This window comes from Mycobacterium sp. (genome assembly GCF_049280035.1).
In the GTDB taxonomy this organism is placed as follows: Bacteria; Actinomycetota; Actinomycetes; order Mycobacteriales; family Mycobacteriaceae; genus Mycobacterium.
The window spans coordinates 1-3,703 of the sequence record NZ_JBAPPI010000344.1; the positions used below are offsets into that span (position 1 = coordinate 1).

A 3,703-nucleotide genomic window follows, 5' to 3' on the forward strand; every position below is an offset into this window, starting at 1 on the left:
CAATGTGACGGTCGAGGATTGCGAAGGCCTGGTCGCCGCGATCACCGGCGCCCACTAGTCAGCTCAGCGAGCAGCGGTTGCCGTAGTCGAACGAGCGCACGGTCACCGAGTGTCCGAGCGGCTCACCGTCGGTGAGCAGCGCGATCAGGTCGTCTTCCTCGGTGGTCGCCAGGAACCGGCTGTTGTCGGCGTCGAGTCGCCCGACGATGATCCCGGTCAACTTCGCGCCGTCGCGCCGGACCGTGTAGGTCTCGACGGTGGCCGGGCCGTCGGCTTGCTCGACGACCGTTTCCTTCGGCGCCTGGTCGACCTGAGCCTGCAGCTCCGCGCTGCGATCCGGCTTCCACGCCGTCGGAGCGGTCGAGTAGACGCCGACCGAGTACTTGCTCAGCAAGCCGCCGTTCGCGCCGACCAGGCCGAATTGGCCTGGTGTGCCACGGCATTCGCCAACCGTCTCGGCGATGCCGTGCATCGAATAGTTGTTGCCCGCACCGCCGAAGAACGGTAGGCCACCGGTCAGCGTCAGCCCGCGCGGATCGTCGGTGGCGAGTCCGACGCCGTCGCAGATGTTGAACACCGGCACCGGGAAGCAGCTGTACAGATCGAAGGTGGCGATGTCGTTGATGCCGATACCGGCAACCGCCAGCGCTTCGCGCACCGCCATCACTGCCGACGGGGCGTGCCCAAGATCCGGCCGCTCCAGCAGGCTCTGCTCTTCGAGATCAGCGTGCCCGTGCAGATACACCCAATTTTCCTCGGGCACACCAAGTTTGCGCGCCGCTTCGACGGACATCAGCAGTGCCGCCGCGCCCTGGTTCACCTGGTCACGGGCAACCAGCAGCCGGGGGTACGGCTCGGAAATCATCCGGTTGCGCTCGGTGACGGTGATCAGTTCATCGACGCCACGTTCGACCGGCGCTGCGGCAAACGGATTCTCGGCCGCCACCTTGGTGAAGGGAGCAAACAGCTCGCCCATTCGGCGCAGGTAATCTGCGGGCCCGAGGCCGGTTCCGGCCCGCCGGGCATTCTCCAGCAGGCCGTACTGGGTGGGTGCGTCGACGAGCCCGTGAATCACCGTGTAGCGACTGATAAGTCCGTCCAGGCCGTGACCGCGGTCCTCCAGCGAACCGTCGACGGTTTCAGAGAAGTCCGGCCGATTGTCGGATCCGCCGAAGTAGCGGGTCGTCGATGTCGCGTCGGAACCGAAGACCAATGCGACCTCCGACCGTCCAGCGGCGATCTCGCCGGCCAGTTCGGTGATCAGGTGCTGCGGACCTTGGCCGCCAACGACTTCCAGGATGGCGCGGGCGGGGTCCGCACCGAGCCGGTTGGCCACCGACCGCGGGTAGTTGTTCGACTTGCCCAGCACCGCCTTGGCTGGCCCGGAGATCTCGAATTGCCTTACGCCGGCGATGGTATCGATTGATGCGGCCACCTTGGCCGCGTCGGCGCCACAATCCTCGAGCGCTGCACGAGCACCGGCTGCCGCCAGTTCGACGGCCGACATACCCCGGTAGTACGCGTCGTCGATGCGCTCGGCGGCCTGCCCGACACCGACCACTACCGGAGTGCGCGGGTCGACGGTCATGAGCGCCTACAGGCTTTGCAGGATCTGCCGGGCGAGCTCAGCGGTTTCCGAGGGAGTCTTGCCGACCTTGACCCCGGCCGCTTCCAGGGCCTCTTTCTTGGCGGCCGCGGTGCCCGACGATCCGGACACAATGGCGCCGGCGTGGCCCATCGTCTTGCCTTCCGGCGCAGTGAATCCCGCGACGTAGCCGACGACCGGCTTGGATACGTTGGCCTTGATGTAGTCGGCCGCACGCTCCTCGGCGTCACCGCCGATCTCGCCGATCATCACGATGACCTTGGTCTCCGGGTCCTTCTCGAACGCCTCGATCGCGTCGATGTGAGTGGTGCCGATCACCGGGTCGCCGCCGATACCGATCGACGTGGAGAACCCGAAATCGCGCAGCTCGTACATCATTTGGTAGGTCAGCGTGCCGGATTTGGACACCAGCCCGACGGGCCCCGAGCCGGTGATATTGGCCGGGGTGATGCCGACCAGCGCCTGACCCGGCGTGATGATGCCGGGACAGTTCGGGCCGATGATGCGGGTCTTGCCGCCCTTGGACACGTTATAGGCCCAGGCATATGCGCTGTCCTGCACCGGGATTCCCTCGGTGATGACTACCAGCAGCGGAATCTCGGCATCGATGGCCTCGATGATGGCGTCCTTGGCGAACTTCGGCGGCACGAAGATGATCGACACGTCGGCGCCGGTCTTTTCCATCGCTTCGGAGACGCTGCCGAACACCGGCAGCTTGATCAGCCGGCCGCCCTTGTCCTCATGCGTGACTTCAGTGCCTGCCTTGCGCGCGTTCACACCGCCGACAATTTTGGTGCCCGCCTTGAGCATTCGGGCAGTGTGCACGGTGGCCTCGCTACCGGTGATGCCCTGGACGATGACCTTGTTTTCTGCGGTCAAGAAGATAGACATGGGTCATGTTCCTTTCTCAGGCGCTCGCGAGATCGGCGGCCTTGTCGGCGGCCTCGTCCATTGTCGGCACCAGCGTCACCAGCGGGTGGTTGGCCTCGGCCAGGATCCGCCGGCCTTCGTCGACGTTGTTGCCGTCCAGCCGGACCACCAGCGGCTTGTTCGCCTCGGGGCCCAGGATCTGCAGCGCCTGCACGATCCCGGTGGCCACGGCGTCACACGCGGTGATGCCGCCGAACACATTGACGAACACGCTCTTGACCTGCTGATCGCCCAGCACGACATCGAGCCCGGCCGCCATCACCTCGGCCGAGGCGCCGCCGCCGATGTCGAGGAAGTTGGCCGGCTTGACCCCGCCGTGTTTCTCGCCGGCATAGGCCACCACGTCCAGCGTCGACATCACCAATCCGGCGCCGTTGCCGATGATCCCGACCTGACCGTCGAGCTTGACGTAGTTGAGGTCGTGCTCCTTGGCTTTGAGCTCGAGCGGGTCGGTGGCGTCGCGGTCCTCGAACTCGGCGTGGCCGGGCTGACGGAAGTCGGCGTTGGCGTCCAGGGTGACCTTGCCGTCCAGCGCCAAAATCTGGTCGTCGGGCGTCCGCACTAACGGGTTGACCTCGACCAGGGTGGCATCCTCGGCGACGAACAGCTCCCATAGCTTCGAGATGGTGACCGCTGCGGCGTCGAGTACCTCGGCCGGCAGATGGCCCTGCTCGGCGATCTTGCGGGCGAAGGCGAGATCGACTCCCTTGACCGCATCAACCGGCACCTTGGCCAGGCGCTCGGGCTTGGTCGCGGCGACCTCTTCGATCTCCACGCCGCCCTCCACCGAGCACATCGCCAGGTAGGTGCGGTTGGCCCGGTCCAGCAGGAAGGAGATGTAGTACTCCTGGGCAATGTCGCTGGCCTCGGACACCAACAGCTTCTTGACGACGTGGCCTTTGATGTCCAGGCCGAGGATGTTCTTCGCGTGGGTGTAAGCGTCCTCGGCGGTCGCGGCGTACTTCACGCCGCCCGCCTTGCCGCGGCCACCGGTCTTGACCTGGGCTTTCACCATGACGGGCCGGCCGATCTCCTGGGCGATCGCCTTGGCTCCTTCCGCGGTGTCGGTCACCCGGCCGGGTGTCGACGGGACGTTGTGCTTGGCGAACAGCTCTTTCGCCTGATATTCGAAAAGATCCATGGGCTCACTTCTGTGTCGGCCTATAT

Annotated in this window: 3 protein-coding genes; all 3 read right to left on the bottom strand. The window is 65.8% G+C overall.

Annotation, left to right across the window (positions count from 1 at the left end):
• Positions 1 to 58: 58 nt before the first annotated feature.
• From WAN71_RS11580 to sucC, 3 genes are read right to left on the bottom strand one after another with little or no spacing between them, the layout of a single operon-like run.
• Positions 59 to 1,588 carry an acetyl-CoA acetyltransferase gene (locus WAN71_RS11580; RefSeq protein WP_422225461.1) on the bottom strand — a complete coding sequence of 510 codons (1,530 nt, stop codon included), beginning with the start codon at positions 1,586 to 1,588 and terminating at the stop codon, positions 59 to 61.
• A gap of 6 nt (positions 1,589 to 1,594) precedes the next feature.
• The gene (gene sucD / locus WAN71_RS11585; protein WP_422225462.1) at positions 1,595 to 2,497 is read right to left on the bottom strand and encodes a succinate--CoA ligase subunit alpha; all 903 of its coding nucleotides are present in this window, start codon (positions 2,495 to 2,497) and stop codon (positions 1,595 to 1,597) included.
• A 16-nt stretch (positions 2,498 to 2,513) separates the two neighbouring features.
• A complete protein-coding gene (gene sucC, locus WAN71_RS11590; RefSeq protein ID WP_422225463.1) occupies positions 2,514 to 3,677 on the bottom strand; it encodes an ADP-forming succinate--CoA ligase subunit beta in 1,164 nt (387 codons plus the stop codon).
• Between the last annotated feature and the right edge of the window lie 26 nt (positions 3,678 to 3,703).

Bases quoted from the DNA above. Each gene is read 5' to 3' on its own strand.
- WAN71_RS11580 (WP_422225461.1), bottom strand. From the start codon at position 1,588: ATGACCGTCGACCCGCGCACTCCGGTAGTGGTCGGTGTCGGGCAGGCC.
- sucD (WP_422225462.1), bottom strand. From the start codon at position 2,497: ATGTCTATCTTCTTGACCGCAGAAAACAAGGTCATCGTCCAGGGCATC.
- sucC (WP_422225463.1), bottom strand. From the start codon at position 3,677: ATGGATCTTTTCGAATATCAGGCGAAAGAGCTGTTCGCCAAGCACAAC.